The sequence below is a fragment of the Nonomuraea aurantiaca genome (assembly GCF_020215705.1).
Lineage (GTDB): Bacteria > Actinomycetota > Actinomycetes > Streptosporangiales > Streptosporangiaceae > Nonomuraea > Nonomuraea aurantiaca.
The window spans coordinates 166,329-187,044 of sequence record NZ_JAIWNB010000018.1 but is presented as its reverse complement, the minus strand read 5'-3'; the positions used below and the strand labels follow the sequence as shown (position 1 = coordinate 187,044).

At 71.4% G+C, this 20,716-nt stretch carries 19 protein-coding genes; 9 read left to right on the top strand and 10 right to left on the bottom strand.

The annotated features are described in order from the left end of the window. The first annotated feature begins 57 nt into the window (after positions 1–57). On the top strand, positions 58–825 hold the full coding sequence (locus LDL49_RS35450) for an SDR family NAD(P)-dependent oxidoreductase (RefSeq protein ID WP_225297814.1): 768 nt from the start codon (positions 58–60) through the stop codon (positions 823–825). A gap of 31 nt (positions 826–856) precedes the next feature. Here the strand turns inward: LDL49_RS35450 and LDL49_RS35445 are convergent, their stop codons facing one another. Next, on the bottom strand, positions 857–1,489 hold the full coding sequence (locus LDL49_RS35445) for a TetR/AcrR family transcriptional regulator (protein WP_225297812.1): 633 nt from the start codon (positions 1,487–1,489) through the stop codon (positions 857–859). Between the two features lie 60 nt (positions 1,490–1,549). Between LDL49_RS35445 and LDL49_RS35440 the strand changes: the two genes are divergently transcribed. After that, complete coding sequence (locus LDL49_RS35440; protein ID WP_225297810.1) at positions 1,550–1,840, top strand: antibiotic biosynthesis monooxygenase; 291 nt, start codon at positions 1,550–1,552, stop codon at positions 1,838–1,840. 186 nt (positions 1,841–2,026) lie between these two features. Here LDL49_RS35440 and LDL49_RS35435 read toward each other — a convergent pair whose 3' ends face one another. Genes LDL49_RS35435 through LDL49_RS35400 form a run of 8 tightly spaced genes read right to left on the bottom strand, consistent with a single transcriptional unit; the run spans position 2,027 to position 10,832 of the window. Continuing rightward, a complete protein-coding gene (locus tag LDL49_RS35435) occupies positions 2,027–3,475 on the bottom strand; it encodes an aldehyde dehydrogenase family protein (protein WP_225297808.1) in 1,449 nt (482 codons plus the stop codon). A gap of 1 nt (position 3,476) precedes the next feature. Further along, positions 3,477–4,760 carry a P1 family peptidase gene (locus tag LDL49_RS35430; RefSeq protein ID WP_225297805.1) on the bottom strand — a complete coding sequence of 428 codons (1,284 nt, stop codon included), beginning with the start codon at positions 4,758–4,760 and terminating at the stop codon, positions 3,477–3,479. Continuing rightward, positions 4,703–5,884 carry a M20 family metallopeptidase gene (locus LDL49_RS35425; protein WP_225297803.1) on the bottom strand — a complete coding sequence of 394 codons (1,182 nt, stop codon included), beginning with the start codon at positions 5,882–5,884 and terminating at the stop codon, positions 4,703–4,705. Before LDL49_RS35425 ends, LDL49_RS35430 begins: the two co-directional genes overlap by 58 nt. Next, on the bottom strand, positions 5,881–6,681 hold the full coding sequence (locus tag LDL49_RS35420) for an ATP-binding cassette domain-containing protein (RefSeq protein ID WP_225297801.1): 801 nt from the start codon (positions 6,679–6,681) through the stop codon (positions 5,881–5,883). The genes LDL49_RS35425 and LDL49_RS35420 overlap by 4 nt, the downstream gene beginning before the upstream one ends. Further along, positions 6,650–7,564, bottom strand: coding sequence for an ABC transporter ATP-binding protein (locus tag LDL49_RS35415; protein ID WP_225297798.1), 915 nt, complete (start codon positions 7,562–7,564; stop codon positions 6,650–6,652). Before LDL49_RS35415 ends, LDL49_RS35420 begins: the two co-directional genes overlap by 32 nt. Then, positions 7,551–8,384: an ABC transporter permease gene (locus tag LDL49_RS35410; RefSeq protein ID WP_225297797.1), complete on the bottom strand. Its 834-nt coding sequence runs from the start codon at positions 8,382–8,384 to the stop codon at positions 7,551–7,553. The genes LDL49_RS35415 and LDL49_RS35410 overlap by 14 nt, the downstream gene beginning before the upstream one ends. Before the next feature lie 10 nt (positions 8,385–8,394). Further along, complete coding sequence (locus tag LDL49_RS35405) at positions 8,395–9,333, bottom strand: ABC transporter permease (protein ID WP_225297795.1); 939 nt, start codon at positions 9,331–9,333, stop codon at positions 8,395–8,397. Further along, on the bottom strand, positions 9,330–10,832 hold the full coding sequence (locus LDL49_RS35400) for an ABC transporter substrate-binding protein (RefSeq protein ID WP_225297793.1): 1,503 nt from the start codon (positions 10,830–10,832) through the stop codon (positions 9,330–9,332). Before LDL49_RS35400 ends, LDL49_RS35405 begins: the two co-directional genes overlap by 4 nt. A gap of 87 nt (positions 10,833–10,919) precedes the next feature. Here LDL49_RS35400 and LDL49_RS35395 point away from each other — a divergent pair, with 87 nt between their 5' ends. The 7 genes from LDL49_RS35395 to LDL49_RS35365 all read left to right on the top strand — a co-directional run bounded on the left by LDL49_RS35395 (position 10,920) and on the right by LDL49_RS35365 (position 19,074). Beyond that, complete coding sequence (locus tag LDL49_RS35395; RefSeq protein ID WP_225297791.1) at positions 10,920–11,672, top strand: FadR/GntR family transcriptional regulator; 753 nt, start codon at positions 10,920–10,922, stop codon at positions 11,670–11,672. Positions 11,673–11,692: 20 nt separating this feature from the next. Then, a complete protein-coding gene (locus LDL49_RS58640) occupies positions 11,693–12,664 on the top strand; it encodes an adenylate/guanylate cyclase domain-containing protein (protein WP_225297790.1) in 972 nt (323 codons plus the stop codon). An 82-nt stretch (positions 12,665–12,746) separates the two neighbouring features. After that, complete coding sequence (locus LDL49_RS35385) at positions 12,747–13,100, top strand: sigma factor (RefSeq protein ID WP_225297788.1); 354 nt, start codon at positions 12,747–12,749, stop codon at positions 13,098–13,100. Further along, positions 13,097–14,128 carry a hypothetical protein gene (locus LDL49_RS35380; protein WP_225297786.1) on the top strand — a complete coding sequence of 344 codons (1,032 nt, stop codon included), beginning with the start codon at positions 13,097–13,099 and terminating at the stop codon, positions 14,126–14,128. Before LDL49_RS35385 ends, LDL49_RS35380 begins: the two co-directional genes overlap by 4 nt. Before the next feature lie 42 nt (positions 14,129–14,170). Further along, the gene (locus tag LDL49_RS35375; protein ID WP_225297784.1) at positions 14,171–15,160 is read left to right on the top strand and encodes an LLM class flavin-dependent oxidoreductase; all 990 of its coding nucleotides are present in this window, start codon (positions 14,171–14,173) and stop codon (positions 15,158–15,160) included. A gap of 153 nt (positions 15,161–15,313) precedes the next feature. Further along, positions 15,314–17,440 (top strand): choice-of-anchor J domain-containing protein, encoded by a 2,127-nt coding sequence (locus tag LDL49_RS35370; RefSeq protein ID WP_225297898.1) that lies wholly within the window; start codon positions 15,314–15,316, stop codon positions 17,438–17,440. A gap of 116 nt (positions 17,441–17,556) precedes the next feature. Further along, positions 17,557–19,074 carry an acyl-CoA synthetase gene (locus LDL49_RS35365; protein ID WP_225297782.1) on the top strand — a complete coding sequence of 506 codons (1,518 nt, stop codon included), beginning with the start codon at positions 17,557–17,559 and terminating at the stop codon, positions 19,072–19,074. A gap of 12 nt (positions 19,075–19,086) precedes the next feature. Here the strand turns inward: LDL49_RS35365 and LDL49_RS35360 are convergent, their stop codons facing one another. Further along, complete coding sequence (locus LDL49_RS35360; RefSeq protein WP_225297781.1) at positions 19,087–20,676, bottom strand: benzoate-CoA ligase family protein; 1,590 nt, start codon at positions 20,674–20,676, stop codon at positions 19,087–19,089. Positions 20,677–20,716: the final 40 nt, after the last annotated feature.

Genomic DNA, 20,716 nt, shown 5'->3' with positions numbered 1-20,716 from the left:
ACACCATCTCAGGGCAGACCTGGTGTACTGGTCAGACCAGTCGCTAGGCTGGCCGCCATGACGGCATACGACGCGTTGTTCCGCCTGGATGGGCGGCGCGCTGTGGTGATCGGGTCCGGAAGCGGGATCGGGCGGGAGTCGGCGCTGGCGCTGGCCGCGCACGGTGCCGAGGTGGTCTGCGCGGATCTGGACCCCGCCGCCGCCGAGGAGACCGCGAAACGGTGCGGCGGGGCGGCCTCGCGCGAGGTCGATGTCCTCGACGGGGAGGCCGTACGGGCCCTCGCCGCCGAAGCGCCCGCCGACGTGCTGGTGTTCACCGCCGCCACGAATGTGCGCAAGCGGCTGCTGGACTACTCCGGCGAGGAGTTCGAGCGGGTCGTACGCCTGAATCTGCGAGCCTCGTTCGACGTGGTCCGCGCGTTCGGCGCGGGGATGGTGGAGCGCGGGCGCGGCTCGATCATCGGGTTCGCGTCGATCCGGGCGTCGGTGACCGAGCCCGGCCAGGGCGTCTACTCCGCCACGAAAGCCGGGCTGGTGCAGTTGCTGCGCACCGCCGCCGCCGAGTTCGGCCCGTCCGGCGTGCGGGTCAACGCGGTCGCGCCGGGCGTGGTCGAGACGCCGCTGACCCAGCAGATCAAGGACAATCCCGGCTGGTACGACGCGTACGCCGCCAAGAGCGCGCTCGGCCGGTGGGCGCAGGCGGAGGAGATGGCGGGCGCCGTGGTCTACCTGGCGAGCGACGCGGCGAGCTTCGTCACCGGCTCCGTCCTGTACGTGGACGGCGGCTGGACCGCCGTGGACGGACGCTTCGACCCGCCCAACTGAGCGGCCGACGCGCTGGGCCGGCATCGCCAGGTCAGGGCCGGCAGAGTCTGCTGCGCAAGGTCTCGCCGACCCAGCTCTCCCAGCGCTCGCGTGACCAGCCACGCTCCCGGACGAACAGCAGGTACAGCTCCGGACTGAGCAGCCCGTACAGCACATCAGCGGCCTCCTCCACCGGCAGGTCCGCCCGTGCGCCCGGTTTGCCGGCCAGTGCCTTGGCAGCCCCTTGCTGGACGACGTAACGCGGGTCGACGTCGTGCGGCCACAGGGCGGCGACCTCGGGGTCGCTCGCGACCGCCGCCTCCAGCACCTTGCCGATCGGCGCGATCCGCTCCAGGACCGCGGTCGCGCCCGCCACGTAGGCGCGCAGCATGTCCTGGGCCGTGTCGGCGGACAACGCTGTGGTGTACCACGGCCGGTCCATCGTGGCCACCGGCTCGTCATCACCCGCGATCGTGACGTCGACCAGTTCCTTCAGCAGGGCGCGCTTGTTGCCGAAGACGAAGTAGATCGTCTGCACCGCGACCCCGGCCCTGTCGGCGACGTCCTGCAGATTCGTCGCCCCGTATCCGTCCTGCACGAACAGCTCCAATGCCGCCGCGCGGATGCGCCGGCGGGTCTCCTTCGCCTTCTCCGCCCGTTTGTTCGGCCGCTTGACATCGCTCATGCCTAGAGTCTATCTCTAGATTAAGTCGCTAGAAGTCAACTCTAGAGAAATGGTCAAGCAATGTCAGTCATCAGCGTCACCCGTTTCCAGGCCGATCCCGCCGACGCCGAACAGGTTCGGTCTCGGCACGCGACCCTGGTCTCCGCGGTCAGGGCCACACTGCCGGGCCTCACCGAGGCGCGCCTCGGCCGGCTCGACGACGAGACGTGGGTCGGCGTCTGGCGTTGGGACTCAGCCGCCAGCCTGCAAGCGGCCCGCCAGGCACTACCCGGCACCGCCGCGGCCACAGCGGCGTTCGGGGTGGCCCGCGAGGTCACCGCGGAGGACATCGAGATCCTCGACGAACTCTGACCTCTATCCCTGCCCCGGCCCGGGGACCAGAGACCCGAGCCGAGGACCCCACGAACCCCCGGCCTGGGACCCAGGCCAGGACCCCAGGCGGGGGTCGGAGCCCGAGGTCGGGGTGCGGGTGCGGGGCCAGGGTGGGGGTTGCGGAATCGGGGGTCTCCTGGCGCCGAGGATCCGTACATCCCTCCCTCAAGGGCGGATGATCGCCATCCGGGTGACCGTGAGCTCCTCGATGGCGAACCGGGGCCCCTCCCTCCCGGTGCCCGAGTCCTTGACCCCGCCATAGGGCATGTTGTCCGCCCGGAACCCCGGCACCTCGTTGACCACCACGCCACCCGCCTCGATCCGGTCGATCGCGGCGAAGGCCGTGGCCAGCGAGCGGGTGAACACCGCGGCGTGCAGCCCGTACCTGGAGGCGTTGACGGCGGTGAACGCGGCGTCCAGGCCGGGCACCGAGCGTACGCACACCACCGGGCCGAAGATCTCCTCGTCCCAGGCGGCGGCCCCGTCGGGCACGTCGGCGAGCACGGTGGGCGCGATGGCCCGCCCGTCGAGCCCGCCGCCGGTGACCAGCGTCGCGCCCGAGTCGCGTACCCAGCCGAGCACCCGCTCGGTCGCGGCCGGGTCGATCAGCGGCGCGACCCGGGTCCGCGGGTCGCGGGGGTCGCCCACGACCACGTCCTTCATCCACCCGGCCAGCAGCGACAGGAACTCGTCACGGACCGGCTCCTCCACCAGCACCCGCTGCACCGAGATGCACGCCTGCCCGGAGGCGTAGTAGCCGCCCCGCACCACCGCCGCGGCGGCGGCCTCCAGGTCGGCGTCGGCCGCCACCACGAAGGCGGCGTTCGAGCCCAGCTCCAGCAGGACTTTGGTGGGCGCCGCGCTCTTCGCGATGGCGTGCCCGGCGGCGGCCGAGCCGGTGAACGACACGGCCCCGATCCGCCGGTCCTCGACCAGCGTCCGGCCCACCTCGACGTCGCCGGTGACGAGCTGTACCCCGGCGGGAGGCAGCGCGCCCGACTCGCGAAGGAGGTGGACGAGCCAGAGCGTCGCCAGAGGCGTCGCGGGCGCGGGCTTGACGATCACCGGGCAGCCCGCGGCCACCGCCGGGGCGATCTTGTGCGCGGCCAGCAGCAGCGGATAGTTGAAGCCGGTGATCCCGACCACCACCCCGATCGGCCGCCGCGTCCAGAACCCGATCAGCCCCTCCCCCGACGGCAGCAGGTCCAGCGGTACGGTCTCGCCGTGCAGCCGGGCCACCTCCTCGGCGGCGGTGAGGAGCGTGACGAGCGTCCGCGCCACCTCGACCTGGCAGTCGACCAGCGGTTTCCCGGTCTCGAGTACGAGCAGGCGCTCGAACTCCGTACGCCGTGCGGCGAGGGCGTCGTGGGCGGCCATGAGCGCGGCGCGGCGGGCGTGCGAGGGGAGCGCGGCCATGGCGGGGGCGACCGCCAGCGCAGCCTCGACGGCCTGCCGGGCCAGGGCGGCGGTGCCGACGGGGGCGGCCGTCACCACCGAGCCGTCGTACGGGAAGACCACGTCGGCGGTGTCCTCGACCTCGACCCACCCGTCACCCACGGGCAGCCCGCCGGGCCAGTCTCTGGACCAGTTCCCCGGCCAGTCCTGAAATGTCACGCTACTTCCCCCAAGCGCTTGGAAACACGTCTCGATACGCGGGCGCGCCGTCGCGGCCGGTGGCGGCGAGCATCGCGTGCGCCACGGCCCGGCTGAAGACATCGGCCCCGGCGGCCAGCACGTCATGCAGCCCGGCGGCACCGGGCGCGTTCCGCCCGGCACCCACAGGCGCCGGCCCGGCAGCACCTTCAGGGTCCCGGCTGCTTCCGGCGGCGCCCTCGAAACCCCGACTGCTCTCCGCAACGCCCCCGAAAGCCCGGCTGCTTCCGGCAGCGCCCTCAACGCCCCGGGAGCTGCCGGCCGGGCCTTCGAAGCCCGCAGCGCCGGGTTCGGGGCTGCCCGGCGCCGTGGTCCCGAGGAAGGGGAAGGGGAGGGCGCAGGTGGACAGGCCGAAGACGGTGTCGCCGTCGACCATGGTGTGGGCGGGCCTGATCGCCCGGGCCAGCCCGTCGTGCGCCACACCGGCCAGTTTGCCGCACTGCGCCTTGGTGAGCGTCAGATCGGTGGCCACCACGCCGATCGTCGTGTTGAACGACGTCACCGTGGCGCCTGGCCAGGCCGCCACCTCCTCCTCACCGGGCTCGCCGAGGTGGTCGAACTCGCCGGGCAGCCCGTAGCGGGTGCCGGCCAGCCGTCCGCCGGTGGGGTCCAGCACGGATCCGACGGCGTTGACGACCGCCATCGCGGCCACGGTGACCCCGGAGGGCAGGACGACGCTGGCCGTGCCGATGCCGCCGGCCAGCCCGCCCGCCACGGCGCCGGTGCCCGCCCCGACCGACCCGCACGTCCACGGGTCCGGGCCGTGGGAGTGGGCGGCGGCGTCGTACGCCTCGGCGCCCAGCGAGCCGTCAGGAACGGCTCGGAACGCGCCCCCACGGCCCAGGTCGTAGATGACGGCGGCGGGCACGATCGGCACCACGCCGCCCTCCACGGGGAAGCCGATCCCCGCGTCGGCCAGCCGGTCCATGACCCCGCAGGCCGCGCTGAGCCCGTACGCGCTGCCGCCCGTCAGGACGATGGCGTGCACCCGCTCCACCAGGTTGCGCGGGTCGAGAAGCTCGGTCTCCCGGGTGCCGGGCGCGGCTCCCCGCACGTCCACCCCGGCCACCATGCCGCCGGGCGGCGCGAGCACGACGGTGGTCCCCGTGCGGTAACCGTCGCCCACCCGCTGGGCGTGCCCGACCCGCAGCCCGGTGACGTCCACCAGCGAGTTCGTCGCCCCGGCCGTCACGACGACGACCGGGTCAGGAAGCGCCGGGCCGCCTCGGCGAACACCTGGGTGCACCGCACGATCTCCGCCACCTCGACGTACTCGTCCGCCTGGTGCGCGATCCACTTGCCGCCCGGCCCGTACACGACCGACGGGATCCCGCCCCAGTGCGTCAGCACGGTGCCGTCCGTGGATCCGGGCACGCCGCCGTACACGGGCGCGGTGCCCGTCACGTGCTGGTGCGCAACGGCCAAAGCGACCACCACGGGGTCGGAGACGGGCACGTCCACCGGCGGCCGGTCCACCAGGATGGACACCTCCGCCGCGATCCCCTCGAAGGCCGCCAGCGCGGCCACCCGATCGGCCACCGGCTTGTGCTCCACGCCGGGGATCGTCCGTACGTCGATGAAGACCGACGCGGTCGCCGGGATGACGTTCACCTGCTCCTCGGTCCCGGCGCGTACCACGGTCGGCGTCACGTACACCTCCCCGAGGTGCTCGTGCGCGGGGTGCAGCCCCTGCAGCTCCGTCTCCAGCGCGCGCAGCGCCACCAGCAGCGCCCCGACCGCCTGGACGGGGTTGCGGCCGTGCTGCGGCATCGCGCCGTGCGCCATCTTGCCGGTGAAGTCGACCCGCAGCCGCAGCGCGCCCTTGGCCACCGCGCAGATCTCCCCGGCCTCGGGCTCGGCCACGATGGCGCCGTCCACGTCGGCGGCCAGGCCGGTGGCGACGAAGTGGTGGGCGCCGAGCATGAGACCCTCCTCGTCGGCCAGCGCGCACACCTTGATCCGCCCGGGGAACGGCCCGGCCAGCTGCAGGGCGCGGGTGGCGTAGAGGGTGGCGGCCAGGCCCGACTTCATGTCCGCGCTGCCGCGCCCCCACAGCCGCCCGTCACGGATCTCCCCGCCGAACGGGTCCACGGTCCAGGTCGACAGATCGCCCTCGGTGACCACGTCGGTGTGTCCCTCGAACATCAGCGTCGGCCCGTCACCCCCGCCGCCCTCGACCACGGCCACGACGTTGGGCCGGCCGGGCGCGGCCTCGTCCACGACCGGCTCCCACCCCCACTCGCGCATCTTGGCGGCGACCAGCTCGGCGGCGGGCCGCTCGTCGCGGCCGCGCGCCGGGTCGTTGGTGCTCGGGATGCGGACCAGCGCCTGCGTGAACTCCACGACCCCGGCCTCATCCACCTCGATCACAGCAATCCCTCCAATGTCGGTACGGCCTGCAGCAGCGTCCGCGTGTAAGCGTGCTGTGGCGCGGCCCAGACCTCGTCCACGGGCCCGGTCTCCACGATCGAGCCGTCGTTCATGACCGCGACGCTCTCGCAGACGTGCCGTACCACGGACAGGTCGTGCGAGACGAAGACCAGGGTGAGGCCGAGCTCGTCGACCAGGTCGGCCAGCAGGTTGAGGATCTGGCCGCGTACCGACACGTCGAGGGCGCTGACCGGCTCGTCGGCGACCAGCACCTGGGGCCGGGGCGCGAGCGCGCGGGCGATGGCGATGCGCTGCCGCTGCCCGCCGGAGAACTGGTGCGGGTAGCGGTCGGCGGCCGAGGCGGGCAGGCCGACCGCGTCGAGCAGCTCGCCCACCCGGCCGCCGACCGGCTCGCCGAGCGCGACCAGGGGCTCGGCGACGAGGTCGCGCACCCGCATCCGGGGGTCGAGCGAGCTCATCGGGTCCTGGAAGACGATCTGGAGGCTGTGCCGCAGGAACTTCAGCGCCCGCTCCGGCCGCCCGGTGATCTCCTGGCCGTCGAAGCGGATCGACCCGCTGGTGGGCTGGTCGAGCGCGCACAGCAGGCGCAGCAGCGTGGACTTGCCGGAGCCCGACTCGCCGACGATGCCGAACCGCTCGCCCCGCCGTACGGTGAGCGACACCTCGCGCAGCGCGTGCACGGCCTCGCCCTGCCTGGTGAGCGAGCTGCGGGGACGGCGGTAGACCCGCGTGAGGTCGCGGGCCTCAATCAGCGGGGTGCCAGCATGCGTGGGCATGGCCCTCTCCTGTCAGCTCCGGTTCGGTCTCGCACCGCTGGGTGGCGTGCGGGCAGCGGTTGCTGAACACGCAGCCCTCGGGGAACCGCCCGGCGGCGGGCACGCTGCCCTTGATGGTGGGCAGCCGGGTGCCGCGCGGCGTCAGCTTGGAGGCGGCCAGCAGGCCCTCGGTGTAGCGGTGGCGGGGCCGGGTGAAGACCTCACGGATCGGACCGCTCTCGACGACCCGCCCCCCGTACATGACCAGGACCCGCTCGCACACCGAGGCGACCACCGCGAGGTCGTGGGTGATGAACAGCAGCGCGGGCGCGACCTCGGCGATGAGCTCCAGCATCTGCTTCTGCACGGTGACGTCGAGCGCGGTGGTGGGCTCGTCGCAGATGAGCAGGCCGGGCTCGTTGGCCAGGGCGATGGCGAGCATGACGCGCTGCCGCTGGCCGCCGGAGAGCTGGTGGGGATAGGAGCGGGCGAGCTGGGCGGGGCGCGGGAGGCGTACCCGGTCGAGGAGTTCGACCGCGCGGGTCCGGGCCTCGGCGCGGGGGCGGCCGTGCAGGGTCATGACCTCGGCGACCTGCGCGCCGACGCGCATGAGCGGGTTGAGCGCGGTCATGGGCTCCTGGAAGACCATCGACACCTCGCGCCCGCGCAGGTCCTTGATCCGCCCTTCCGGTACGCCGACCAGGTCGCGCCCGCCCAGCCGGGCCGTGCCGGAGGCGCGTACGCCTTCGGGCAGCAGGCCCATCAGCGACAGCGCGGTCAGCGACTTGCCCGAGCCGGACTCGCCGATCAGGCCGACCCGCTCGCCGGGCGCGATGTCGAAGGACACCTCGCGGACCAGCTCCACCGCGTCGGCGCGGACCGTGAGCCCGTCAACGCTCAGCACGGATCCTCCTGAGCTTGGGGTCCAGATAGTCGCGCAGGCCGTCGCCGAGGAGGTTGAACCCGAGTACGGCCAGCGCGATCGCCAGGCCCGGCCACAGGGCCAGGCGCGGGGTGGAGAAGAGCAGTTCCTGCGACTCCTGCAGCATGCGGCCCCACGAGGGGATCGGCGGCCGGGTGCCGAAGCCGAGGAACGACAGCGCCGCCTCGGCCAGGATCGCGATGGCGAACGACACCGACGCCTGCACGATGAGCATCGAGCCGATGTTGGGCAGCACGTGCCGTACGGCGATCGCGGCGCGGCGGCGCCCGGCCGCCCTGGCGGCCAGGATGTAGTCGGTCACCATGACCTGCATCGTGGCAGCCCTGGCCACGCGGGCGAACGCGGGCACGGTCGCCACGCCGATGGCGATCATCGCGGTGAGCGTCCCGGCCCCGTAGACGGCGCCGAGCATGACGGCGAGCAGCAGGGCGGGGAAGGCGAACACGAGGTCGTTGACCCGCATGATCAGCTCCGACAGCCAGCCGCGCGGCGTCATCCCCGCGATCATGCCGAGGGGCGTGCCGATCAGCGCCGCGATGCCGACGGCGACGATGCCCACGTAGAGCGTGGTGCGGGCGCCGACCATGAGCTGGCTGAAGGTGTCGCGGCCGAACTTGTCGGCGCCGAGGAGGTAGCCGCCGCCGGGTTCGCGCAGCTTGTTGGCGGCGTCGACGAGCGTGGGGTCGTGCGGGGTCCACACGAACGACACCAGCGCCGCCAGGACGACGATCCCGACCAGCACGGCCCCGGCGATCAGCCCGGCGTTCACGCGGCCTCTCATCGCAGCCCCCTCATCGCAGCCTCGGATCGAGTACGGCGTACGTCACGTCGACCACGAAATTGATCAGCAGCACGGCCACCACCAGCACCATCACCACACCCTGGACGAGCAGCAGGTCACGCCCGGCGACGCCGTTCAGCAGCAGGTCGCCCAGTCCCGGGATGACGAACACCCGCTCGACCACGACCGCCCCGATGAGCAGCGTGGCCAGTTGCAGGCCGAGGACGGTGACCACGGGGATGGAGGCGTTGCGCAGGCCGTGCCGCCACAGGGCGCCCATCCGGCCCCGGCCCTTGGCGCGGGCGGTGCGCAGGTAGTCCTCGCGCATCACGTCGAGCACGGCGCTGCGGACGTACCTGGTCAGGACGGCGCCCTGCACCAGGCCGAGCGAGAGCCAGGGCAGCAGCAGGCCGAGCAGCCACGCCTGGGGGTCCTCCGCGATGGGCACGTAGCCGCCCGACGGCAGGGCCTGCGCCTTCACCGCGAAGACGAACACCAGCAGGATGCCGGCCAGGAACGCCGGGATCGCGATGCCGACCTGACTGGCCGCGCTGATGGCCACGCCGAGGGGGTTGCGGTGGTGGACGGCGGCGAACGTGCCCGCGGGCACCGCGATGAGCAGCGCGATGACCATGCCGCCGAGCACCAGCACAGCCGTCACGCCGAGGCGGTCACCGATCTGCGGCCCGATGGGCGAGCTGGTCACGTAGGAGGTGCCGAAGTCGCCGTGGAGCAGCCCGCCGAACCAGTCGGCGAACTGGGCCGGCGGCGGCCGGTCGGTGCCGAACCGCTCGCGCAGCGCGGCCACGGCGTCGGGCGTCGCGTTGACGCCCAGCGCGATCTCGGCCGGGTCGCCGGGCAGCAGCGCCATGAAGGCGAAGACGGCCACCCCGGCGACGGCGGTGCTCGCGAGGAGCACCGCCAGCCGCTTCAGCAGGTAAAGGATCACTGCTTGGCGAGGGCCGTGAAGTCGAAGGCCTCCGCGATACCGTTCTTCGGCAGCCCGGTGACGCCCTTCTTCGCCACGATCAGGTTGGGGAAGAGGAAGAGCCAGTCGGCCGCGGCGTCGTCGGAGAGCAGCTTGGCGGCCTTCTTGAGGTCGTCGATCTGCTCCTGCTCGGTGCCCGCGTCGGCGGCGGCGAGCAGCTTGCCGTACTCCGGATTGTCATAACGGAAGTAGTAAGACTTATCCGCAAAAATCCCCATATCCCGGGGCTCTACGTGGTTGATGATGGACATGTCGTAGTCGCCCTGCTTGAACACCACGTCCAGCCACCGCGCCGGGAACTCCAGCGGCTCGATGTCGGCCGTGATGCCCACCTGGGCCAGCTGTGACTTGACCACCTGCGCGCTCGCGACCGCGTAGGGCAGGTTGGGGATGCGCATCTTGACGTTGTACGTCTTGCCGCCGAGCAGTTCCTTGGCCTTGGCCGCGTTGAAGGGGTAGTCGCCGGTGCGGTCCTCGTACCAGGGGTCGGTGGGCGGCACCATCGAGCCGATCAGCTGCCCGCGCCCGGCCCAGGCGGTGTCGAGCAGCGCCTTGTGGTCGATGGCGTAGCGGACGGCCTGGCGTACCTTCTTGTCGTTGAACGGCGGGCGGCCGTTGTTCAGCGACAGCACCACCTCGCCGTTCGTGGTGCCCTCGACCGTCTGGAAGCGGTTGGGGTCGGCGAACTGCTGGAGCGACTCGGGCGCCTGGACGGCGGAGATGACGTCGATGCCGCTGGTCAGCAGCGCGTTGTTCATCGCCGTGGCGTCCTTGAAGTACTTCAGCGTGACGGCCGACAGCTTCGGCTTGGCGCCCCAGTACTTGGGGTTGGCGTTAAGGAGGATGGAGTCGCCGCGCTTCCACGAGCCGAGCTGGTAGGGGCCGGTGCCGACGGGCTTGTTGGCCAGGTCGGCGACGCCGGTGCGGCTGAACATCGCGCCGAGCCGGGTCGCCATCGAGTAGAGGAAGCCGTTGCTCGGGTGCTTGAGCGTCACGATGACGGTCGACTCGTCCTCCTTCTCGACCTTGTCGACCACGTCGAGCTGCGCCTTGATCTTGAGCTGCCAGTCCTTCTTCACCCGGTCCAGCGAGAAGATCACGTCGTCGGCGGTGAAGGGCGCGCCGTTGGTGAACGTGACGCCCTTGCGCAGGGTGAAGGTGTAGGTCTTGCGGTCGGCCGAGACGTCCCACTTCTCGGCGAGCAGCGGCTGGATCTTTCCGTCCTGGTCGAGCTTGACCAGGCCCTCGTACACGTTGACCAGCAGGGCCTGCGGGATCGCGGCGCCCTCGGTGGAGGTGAAGTCCAGGTTGGCCGGCTCGGCCACGAACCCGACCGCCAGCGACGCGCTCTTGGCGGCCTGCCCGCCGTTGGATCCGCCGTTCGATCCACCACCGCCGCCGCAGGCGGCCGTGGCCAGCAGGAGACCGCCCACGGCGATCCAGGTGCCGATTCGCCTCATGTCTTACAGCCTCCTGGCTAGTGCACTGGTCGGACCAGTAGGCTACGCAGATTGCCAGTCCGCGACGGCTCGGGTCAAGGGGGCTTCATGGGTGGTCCACGGTTCGAGCCGGTGCGTACCGTACGCGCCTACGAGCGCATCGTGGAGCAGGTCGAGGAGGCGATCGAGAGCGGCGCGCTGCGTCCCGGCGAACGGCTGCCGAGCGAGCGCGACCTCATGGGCCAGTTCTCGGTGAGCCGCTCCACCGTCCGCGAGGCGCTGCGGGTGCTGCAGGCGCGCGGCCTGGTCAGGTCGCGGCCCGGCGACCCGAACGGCGCCGAGGTGCAGCCCTTCTCCCCCGCCGCATTACACAAGTCGATGACCACGCTGGCCCGGGTGGAGGAGCTGTCGCTCGGGGAGCTGGTGCAGTTCCGCATGGTGCTCGACGCCTCGGCCAACCTGCTGGCGGCGCGGCTGCGCACCGACGAGCAGCTCGCGGAGATGGACGCGGCCATCGCGGCCATGCGGGCGGCGGTGGAGGTGGGCTACGACGCGTTCAGCGCCGCCGACATCGCCTTCCATGACGCGGTGGCGCGGGCCAGCCGCAACAAGCTCATCCAGATCTGCACGGACGTGGTCCGCTCGATCGTCCTCGGCCTGGTCTCCGGCAAGATCGCCGCCGCCGCGGACCGGGAGGCGCTGATGCGGCAGAGCATCGGGCATCACGAGGAGGTGCTGGCCGCCGTCCGGGCCGGCGACGGTCCGCTGGCCGCCCGGCTCTCCCGGCAGACGATGTACGACTATTACGTGGGATATGTCCCGGAGGAGGAGCGGCCCGCTCTGCGTGCGCTCCTGGAGTAGCCAGGTGTTATGTTGCGGTCGTGGCGCGCGAGGATCCGGATGGACTGACGGAGGCATTCCTTCGCGAGCCCCGTCGCTACACCAGCCACCAGGTCGCCGACATGGCCGGCGTGCCCGTCTACCGCGCCCGCCGGTTCTGGCGCGCCCTGGGCTTCGCGAACGTCGCCGACGACGCCGTCGAGTTCACCGACTCCGACGTGGCGGCCCTGCGGACGCTGCTCGGCATGGTGAGCGACGGGGTCTACGACGAGGAGCACGTGCTCCTGATGGCCAGGTCCCTGGGCCGGGCGACGGCCCGGCTCGCCGAGTCGCAGGCCGAGCTGGGCGCCGACGCGCTCGACCAGGCGGGCGTGCCGCTGAGCGAGCGGCCGAGGGCGTGGCGCAGGCGGGCCGATCGGGTGATGCCCGACCTGGCCCGGCTGCTGGTCTACGCGTGGCGGCGCCAGCTGGCCGCCTCCGCCCACCGGCTGGCCGAGCAGGAGACGAGCGCGGTCCGGCTGACGGTGGGGTTCGCCGACCTGGTCGGGTTCACCAGGCTGAGCAGGCAGATCACCGAGACGGAGCTGGCCGGGCTGGTCGACAGGTTCGAGGGCCGCTCGGCCGACGTGGTGACCTCGGGCGGCGGGCGCATCGTCAAGACGTTGGGCGACTCGGTGCTGTTCGTGTCCGGGAAGGCGCACGAGGCGGCGGAGATCGGCCTGCGCCTGATCGAGACCCACGCCAAGGACAAGGGCATGCCGCAGCTGCGTGTGGGCCTGGCCGTGGGTCCGGTGCTCGGCCGGATGGGCGACGTCTTCGGCACCCCCGTCAACCTGGCCAGCAGGCTGACCGCGCTGGCCTATCCGGACACGATCCTGGCGGGCCCGGAGATGGCCGAGGAGCTGGCGGGCGACCGGGCCTTCGAGCTGCGCCCGGTCAGCCGCCTGTCCGTACGGGGGCTGGGCGAGCTGGTGCCCTTCACGCTCAGCCGCCAGATGGACGGGGCAACCTAGGTCCGCACTCGATGCGTCCCTACCGTCGACAGGCGACGACAGGAGGCGGTACGTGGCGGACCGGGGGATATATCAGGACTTCGTGGTCACTCGATCGGATCGGCTGTTACGCACGGCGTACCTGCTGACCCACGACTGGGCGAGCGCGGAGGACCTGCTCCAGGAGTCGCTGGCCAAGGCGTGGTTCGCCTGGGCTCGTGTGGAGGAGCCAGAGGCGTACGTGCGCAAGGTCCTGGTGACCACCTACACCTCGTGGTGGCGCCGGAGATGGCGACGTGAGCTGCCGAGCGACGACCTGCCGGACACCCCGGCAAGCGATCCGGTCTCCGACGACCGCGACGCGCTGTGGCGGGCCGTCGGCCGGCTCCCCGCCAGGCAGCGGGCGGTGGTCGTGCTGCGAGTGGACGAGACCATGGTGAAGGAGCTGCACCGATGACCGTTCATGACCTGCGGGACGTCCTGCGCGAGCACGGTGACGGCCCCTCCCCCGCCAACCCGGCCCGGCACGAAGAGATAGCGGCCCGCATCCGGCGGATCCGCCTGCGCAGGCGCGCGCTGGGCGGCGGCGGGGTGACCGCGGTGGCGGCGGCCGTCGCGCTGGGCGTCTCCCTCCTCCCCGGGTCCCTCTCCAGGCCGACGGAGCCGCGGCCCGCGACCGCCTCCGAGGCCACGCTCGTCCCCAAGCAGCCGGCGGACTTTCTGCCGGAGCGTTTCACCACCTCGGACGGCACGAAGTACCGGCGGATCGCCATCACGGCGATCAAGAGGGCGGGGCCGACCAAGGTATCCGTGACGATCCCGGTCTCTGGCAAGCCGCTCGACGTCGGAGCGGTCTGCGCGGGACCGAGCACCGACGCGCCGAGCGTGTCCACGGGTGACGGCAGGTCCACCTCAGCCGACTTCGGCGGGTGCTCGCGGAGCATGCAACTGCGACCGCTACTGGTGCCGGCCGCCACAAGCGGCTCGAAGCTCACGCTCACGTTCAACACGACGGTCCGTGGCGGTGGTTGCCTCATGCGAAACGGCACGTGCGTGCCGCGGAAACCCACCCGCGGCCTCTGGTCACTGGCCGTGTACGAGTGGACGCCCCCCGCGCGACCGGCCGAGCCACCGCCGCTCAAAGCCCTGCCGGATCACGCGGGTGAGGCACGGCTCGCGGAGACGAAGACCGGCGTCTGGCCTCAGAACGGCTCCGCCACGTTCAAGGTGCGGGGCAAGGTGGGCTTCGACACGTTGTGCACCGGCGACCTGGCCGGTCGCCTGTGGTTCAGCTTCATGGCGAACGGCCACCCGGCGGGGGGCAGCGGCTCCTGCGGCGTATGGGAGGGTGGCGCCTTCCCCTCGGCGGTGAGCGAGTTCAGCTATCCCACGAACAAGACGACCACCGTCAAGGTCACCTGGAAGCTACTGGGCACTGCCACCAACCGCCCGGTCCGCTGGTCGGTCGGCCTCTATCAGAAGTAGCCCGGAAGCAGCCGAGCTCCGGCGCTGTTGCCGACATATGTGATGAAGCTTTCGATCCTCGATCGCTCCCTCGTCCGCGAGGGGCACGACCCGGCGACGGCGCTGCGCGACACCGTCAGGTTCGCCCGGCAGGCGGAGGAGCTCGGCTACCACCGGTTCTGGGTGTCGGAGCACCACAGCGTGCCAGGGGTGGCCGGCTCGGCGCCGACCGTGCTGGCCGCCGCCGTCGCCGCGGCCACCGACCGGATCCGGGTGGGCACGGGTGGCGTGATGCTGCCCAACCACCGGCCGCTGGTGGTGGCCGAGCAGTTCGGCGTGCTGGAGGCGCTGAACCCGGGCCGCGTCGACATGGGGCTCGGCCGCTCGGTGGGCTTCACCGGCGGCATTCGCCGGGCGCTCGGCCATGGCAAGGAGGACGCCGACGAGTTCGGCGGGCAGCTGGCGGAGCTGCTCGGCTATTTCACCGGGGACCAGCGGGGGCATCCCGGTGTGCACGCGCTGCCCGCCGAGGGGCTGCGGCCGCAGGTGTTCGTGCTGGCCATGGGCTCCGGGGCGGACATCGCCGCCGAACATGGGCTGCCGATGGTGATCGGCGGCGGCGGGGCCCGGCTGCGGGAGGCGATCTCGCGCTACCGCACCGGGTTCCGCCCCTCGGCCTGGGCTGCCAGGCCGTATGTCATCGTGGCGGCCAACGTCGCCGTCGGTGAGACGGCCCGCGAGGCGGAGCTGCTGCAGGTGCCGGAGGCGTGGGCGACCGCGCGATCGCGCACGAGCGGCGCCTTCCCGCCGCTGTCCCCCGCCGAACGGGTGCTGGCGACGGAGATGACCGAGCGGGAGCGGGCGCTGTTCGAGGAATCCCGCAAGGGGCAGATCCACGGCACCGCGCACGAGGTCGAGATCGAACTCGGCGCGCTGGTGGAGCTCACCGGCGCGGACGAGATCCTGGTCACCATGAACAGCTTTGACCTGGACCGGAGGCTCGACTCCTACCGGCGGCTCGCTCGGATAGCCGAGGGAGTACGAATTCGATAAAGCTTTTTGGCAATTGACTTACTTGCGCGCCCATCGGTTGGTCAGATAGTCACATTTTGTCACCCTCGCTGACCACTCCAAGGGGGCTTCATGGGGCGCACCCGATTCATCGGAATCGCGGCCTTAATTCTGGCATTACCGCTTTTGTCCGCTGTGCCGGCGCAGGCCGACCCGAAGGCTCCGCCCGCCAGCGACATCCGAGAGCTCTCCCGCAAGGACTTCAAGCTCGACGGCAAGCCCGTCGACGTGCCCGCCAAGTACGAGGCCAAGGCCCAGGCCAGGACGAAGGCCGCCGCCGACACGCCGCCGGTGGGCACGGTCCGGCAGTGGCTCGGGCTGGACGACTTCAACGGCACGCTCTACCGCAAGGACTACACGCTGCGCGGGGTCGGCAACAACATCGAGGTCTGGGTCGCCAACGACCTGTCCTTCCCCGCCGGTGACTGCCGGGCGCAGATCGCCAACTCCACGCAGGTCACCGACGCGCAGGTGGCGGACCTGGTCACTCAGTTCGACACCAACATGTACCCGAAGGAGACCGCCGCCTTCAGCACGCCGCCGGACCGCGACGGCACCAAGGCCGTCCTCGGCCCCGACGCCAACGGCAACGGCGGCGTCTACACCGGCGGCGGCAACAAGACCGTCACCCTGGTCGACAACATCAGGGACGACAACTACTACAGCTTCCCGGCCGCTCCGACGTACATCGCGGGCTTCTTCTCCAGCCAGTTCAACGAGCTGCTGGACCGCAACGTCATGACGATCGACGCCTTCGACTGGGCACACCGCACCGGCGCGAACCCGCCCGACGAGCCGACCGCCGACCTGTGCACCTCGCGCCCGGCCCGGCCGCGCCAGTACGAGGGCACGTTCGCGCATGAATGGCAGCACCTGGCGCACTACTACACCGACCCGCTCGAGACCACCTGGATGAACGAGGGCCTGTCGGACTTCGCGATGTCGCTGGTCGGTTACTCCAACCCCAAGGCGACCGTCAACGAGCGCGGCACCGACACCCACATCTACTGCTTCCAGGGCTTCGGCACGGTCCAGACGCCGTACAACACCAACCCGCGCGACTGCGGCGGCCCGGAGAACTCGCTCAACATCTGGGGTGAGGGCGCCAACGCCAACGGCGTGCTGGCCGACTATGGCAACGCGTACTCGTTCATGCTGTTCCTGTACGACAGGTACGGCACGGCGTTCATGTCGGCGCTGCACCGTGACGGCACGCTGCAGGGCCTGGCCAGCCTGAAGGCGAACCTGGCGGCGGTGGGCGCCAAGAACATGTACCAGGTGATCCACGACTTCCAGACCTCCACCCTGGTGGACCGGATCGTCGGCGGCACCAAGGGCGTCATGCTCGGCGTGCCGAAGAAGCGCGTGACGACCGCCAGCCTGAACTCCACCGTCAACCTGGCGAACCCGGCCACCTACAAGACCCCTGGCGCCGCCCCCAACGGCGCCGACTACGTGCCGCTGCAGAAGGCGGACGGCAAGTTCCTGCGCGGGGTGGACCTGCGCTCGCTGTCGTTCGAGGGCGCCAAGACCCTGCCCGCCCAGCCGCTGACCTGGACCGTCGTCTCCGACGACCCGGACCGCGCGGGCAACCCGGTGCTGTTCTCCGGCAACGCCAGCAACACCAACGCCGCCGCCGTCACCAAGGTGACCGTCCCGGCCGCCGACCCGACGCTGCGCTTCCTCGCCAAGTACGGGGCGGAGCAGGGATTCGACTACGGTTACGTGATCGTCTCCACCGACGGCGGCAAGACCTACACCTCGATCCCCGGCGACAAGACGGTCACGGGCCCGCTCGGCCCCGGCGTCAACGGCACCACGACCGGCTTCGAGCCGCACTCCTACAGCCTGTCGGCCTACGCCGGCAAGGAGATCCTCCTCGGCTTCCGCTACGTCAGCGACGGCGGGGTCAACGAGGGCGGCTGGAAGATCGACGACATCACGGTCGGCGCCACGGCGGTCAGCGACGGCTCGTCGCTCGACCCGTTCGACTCGCCGACCGAGATCTACCCGACTCCGGTCGAGAACTGGAACGTCCGGCTGATCGGCCTCGACGAGAAGCACTCGGTGGCGCTGCAGCTGGAGTCCAACGGCAAGAACAGCGTCAGCCTCAACCGGCTGCAGCTGGCCACGATGCTGCCGTTCCCGACGGTGGTCGCGGTCGTGGCCTACGACGACTCGACGGAGCAGGTCGGCCAGTACGCGCCGTACACGCTCAAGGTCAACGGCGTCGTCCAGCCGGGCGGGAGCCCGCAGAGCTGACGGTGTGACCTTTGAGGGCGCCCGCCGCGTCTCGCGGCGGGCGCTTTCGCGTTCCGCTGAGGGCTAGGATCACCGAACATGGTTCGGTGTTCGCCCCGGCGGAGATGAGGATGCTCATGACGACTCGCCAGCATGCCATCGGCGACCTGCTGCGGCGCTCGGCCGTGCGCTTCCCCGCCAAGACCGCGCTCGTGTACGGCCGGGCACGGTGGACCTACGCCGAGCTGGACCGGACGGTGAACCGCACGGCCAACGCGCTGGCCGCCCGGGGCGTGGGCAAGGGCGACAGGTTCGCCCTGTTCAGCCATAACAACGATGCTTTCGTGGTGGCGTACTTCGCGCTGGCCAGGCTGGGCGCGATCTCCGTGCCGATCAACTTCATGCTGGGGGCCGAGGAGGTCGCCTACATCCTCCGGCACGCGGGAGCGACGGGTCTGCTGGTGGAGGAGGCGCTGCTGCCCGTGGCCGAGCGGGCCGTCTCCGAGGAGATCGCGGTGCGCGGGGTGATCGGGCACGCCGGAGGGTGGGAGCCGGTCACGGACTGGCTGGCGCACGGCGACGACGCCGAGCCGCGGGTGGAGATCGCCGACGACGACCCGATCCAGCTCATGTACACCAGCGGCACCGAGTCCAGGCCCAAGGGCGCCACGCTGTCCAGCCGCGGCCTGATCGCCCAGTACACCTCGTGCGTGATCGACGGCGAGATGAGCCCCGCCGACGTGGAGGTGCACGCGCTGCCGCTCTACCACTGCGCGCAGCTGCACTGCTTCCTCACGCCCGGCCTCTATCTCGGCGCCACCAACGTGGTCCTGCCCGGCGCCGATCCGGCGGCGATCCTGGCGGCGATCGAGGCGGAGGGCGCCACCAAGCTGTTCTGCCCGCCGACCGTCTGGATCGGCCTGCTGCGCCACCCCGACTTCGACCGCCGCGACCTGTCGTCGCTGCGCAAGGGCTACTACGGCGCCTCGATCATGCCGGTCGAGGTGCTGAAGGAGATCGCCGCGCGGCTGCCGGGGGTGCGGCTGTTCAACTTCTACGGCCAGACCGAGATGGCGCCCGTGGCCACCATCCTGGGCCCGGACGAGCAGCTGACCAGGCTCGGCTCGGCGGGCCGGCCCGCGCTGAACGTCGAGACCCGGATCGTCGACGACCGCGACGAGCCGGTGCCGCCCGGGGTGGTCGGCGAGATCGTGCACCGCAGCCCGCACGCCATGCTCGGCTACTGGAACGACCCGGACAAGACCGCCGAGGCCTTCCGCGGCGGCTGGTTCCACAGCGGCGACCTGGGCGTGCTGGACGCCGACGGCTATCTGTCGGTCGTGGACCGCAAGAAGGACATGATCAAGTCCGGCGGCGAGAACGTGGCCAGCCGGGAGGTCGAGGAGGCCATCTACCAGCACCCGGCCGTCGCGGAGGCGGCGGTGTTCGGGGTGCCCGACCCTCGGTGGATCGAGGCGGTGACGGCCGCCGTCGTCCTGCGCGAGGGCGCCGGCCTGACCGCCGACGAGCTGATCTCCTTCCTGCGGGTCCGGCTTGCGGCCTTCAAGACGCCGAAGACGGTGGTGTTCGTGGACTCGCTGCCCAAGAACGCCAGCGGCAAGGTGCTGAAGAGGGAGTTGCGTGACGCGTTCTGACGTCCAGGGTGGCTATTTGCCGAGCAGGTCGGCGGCGATCTGGCGGATGACCACGCGCTGGACCTTGCCGGTGGCGGTCTTGGGGAGCTCCTCCAGTACCAGCACCTCGCGTGGCCGTTTGAAGGTGGCCAGCCCGTCGCGGCAGAAGGCGATGAGCTCCGCCGCGTCCACCGTCTTCCCCGTGGCGGGCACCACGCAGGCGACCGGCTTCTCCAGCCCGTTCGCGTCGGTGTAGGCGACGACCGCGGCCTCGCCGACCGACTCGTGCTGCAGCAGTCGGGACTCGACCTCCGTCGGCGACACCCAGATGCCACTCGCCTTGATCATGTCGTTCGAGCGGCCGAGGCACTGGTAGACGCCGTCGGCGTCGCGCACGTAGGTGTCGCCGGTGCGTAACCACTCCCCCTGGAACACCTGCCGGGTGGTGTCGGTCCGGCACCAGTAGCCGGTGGCGATGGAGTCGCCGCGCACGTACAGGTGGCCCGGTACGCCGTCGGCCACCGGCCTGCCGGAGTCGTCGAGCAGCTTGCACTCGTATCCGGGTACGACGGTGCCCGAGGTGCCGGGCCTGACCTGACCTGGGCGGTTGGAGATGAAGATGTGCAGGGCCTCGGTCGAGCCGATGCCGTCGATGATGTCGACGCCGAACCTCTCGGTGAAGCGCCGGTAGATCTCCGCCGGTAACGCCTCTCCCGCCGAGGCCGCCAGCCGTACCGAGGAGAAGGTGTCGTCGGGCGCGTCGGAGGCGAGCAGGGCCGCGTAGAACGACGGCCCGGCGAAGAACAGCGTCGGCCGCTCGGCCACCACCCGCGCGACCACCCCCGGCGGGGTGGGCCTGAAGGGGTCCAGCACCGTCGTCGCGCCCACCGACAGCGGGAAGAACAGCGAGTTGCCGATGCCGTAGGCGAAGAACAGCCGGGCGACCGAGAAGCACCGGTCCTCCGGCGTGATGCCGAGGACCTGGCGGCCGTAGGTCTCGCAGACGTCCCTGATGGCGCCGTGCCGGTGCATGGCCGCCTTCGGCGCGCCGGTCGTGCCCGAGGTGTAGAGCCACAGCGCGGGCGAGTCCGTCCAGGTCTGGTACGGCTCGCCCACCGTACGGCCGGCGTCCACCACGTCGGCCAGCGAGCACACCGGGACCCCGGTGTCCGCGTCGGACGCCGGGACGACGTCGGCCGCCCGCTGGCCCACGTTGCCGGTGAGGACGAGCAGGGCGACCTCGGGGGTGTTCGCGAGTGCCACCCTGACGATCGGCTCGTACTCGGGCGTCGCCACCACCACGCGGGCCCGCGAGTCGCGGATCAGGGCGCCGAGCTCCACGCCGTTGTACATGGTCGACAACGGCACGGCGACGCCGCCCATGCGCATGACGGCCAGGATGGTGACGAGCGTCTCAGGGCGGTCGGACATGACGAGCGCGACCCGTTCCTCGGGCCGGACGCCGAGCACCCGCAGTCCGGAGGAGAGCTCACCGACACGGGCCGCGAGCTGGGAGTATGTGAGTGTGCCGGCCGAGCCCGCGACCGCGGTGTGCGCACCGCGACCCGCTTCGACCTGACGATCCACGAGATAGAGACTGGCGTTGAACGACTCCGATGACATGGTCGTCCTTACAGGGAGGGAGACACGCCGTACGAGAATC